Origin of the sequence: Yersinia pekkanenii, from assembly GCF_001152565.1 — a bacterium.
GTDB lineage: Bacteria > Pseudomonadota > Gammaproteobacteria > Enterobacterales > Enterobacteriaceae > Yersinia > Yersinia pekkanenii.
The window spans coordinates 1-1,218 of the sequence record NZ_CQAZ01000175.1 but is presented as its reverse complement, the minus strand read 5'-3'; the positions used below and the strand labels follow the sequence as shown (position 1 = coordinate 1,218).

The window sequence follows — 1,218 nt, the reverse complement described above, 5'->3', positions numbered from 1 at the left end:
GGGCGTGGCGTGATGATTTACTGGCATGTGGACACGCACTCCACATGTATTTATTCACAATTGCGTCGATGTTCTTCATCGGAGGTGGCTGCCATGATGGAGGGCGTTCTGCGCCACTGTACTGACATGGAGATCAACCACCAGTATGTGGACAGCCACGGGCAAAGTGAGGTGGCTTTTGCGTTCAGCGATGTTTTGGGGTTCGATCTACTGCCGCGCCTGAAAGCCATCGCCCGACAGAAACTGTATGTGTGTGAAAAGGAGGATGCATCGTTGTACCCGCACCTGACCCCAATTTTAACCCGGGGGATCGACTGGGAACTGATCGCACAGCAGTATGACGAAATAATCAAATATACAGCGGCACTTAAAGTCGGAACAGCCGAACCCGAGGCAATATTGAGGCGATTCACCCGCAATAACATCCAGCATCCAACCTATAAGGCATTGGCTGAGTTGGGCAAAGCGATTAAGACTATCTTCCTCTGCCGTTATTTGCATGATGAGTCACTGCGTTGCGAAATTAATGCGGGTCTCAACGTCGTGGAAAACTGGAACAGCGCCAATAATTTTATTTTTTATGGCGAACACGGAGAATTTACCAGCAACCGGACTGCGGATCAGGAGCTATCTATGCTCTCATTGCACCTGTTGCAAATCAGTTTGGTCTACATCAATACACTATTGATCCAGAATGTGCTGTCGGAGCCGACCTGGCGTCAGCGAATGACCGAAGAAGACTGGCGTGGTCTGACGCCATTGATATACCACCATGTTAATCCGTATGGCCGTATCGAGTTGAACATGGAGCAGCGGCTGGCATTGGCCGCCTGATGGTGTCCAAAACCGTTCGGTTTCGTACACCCACTTACAAATATGTACGAAAGTTAGTAAAATTCGTTTCGGACATGCATTATAATTCGTACATCCATTCCGTACAGAAATTTTCACTATGTCACGAGTTTTTGCCTACTGTCGGGTCTCCACTCTGGAACAGACTACTGAAAACCAGCGCCGGGAAATTGAGGCTGCCGGTTTTGCCGTGAATCCTCAGCGATTGGTTGAGGAACACATTAGTGGATCGGTGGCGGCCAGTGAGCGAGCTGGATTTATCCGACTGCTTGATCGTATGGAAAATGGTGATGTGCTGATTGTCACCAAACTGGACCGTCTGGGACGTAATGCGATGGATATCAGAAAAACGGTGGAGCAACTGGC

Annotated in this window: 2 protein-coding genes; both read left to right on the top strand. The window is 49.3% G+C overall.

Annotated features, from left to right (window positions below):
* Nucleotides 1-834: Tn3 family transposase (locus tag AEP37_RS23775; RefSeq protein WP_049615648.1), on the top strand; the 834-nt coding region annotated here is incomplete at its 5' end.
* Nucleotides 835-952: 118 nt separating this feature from the next.
* The coding region (locus AEP37_RS23770; protein WP_049615647.1) for a recombinase family protein at nucleotides 953-1,218 on the top strand (266 nt) is incomplete at its 3' end.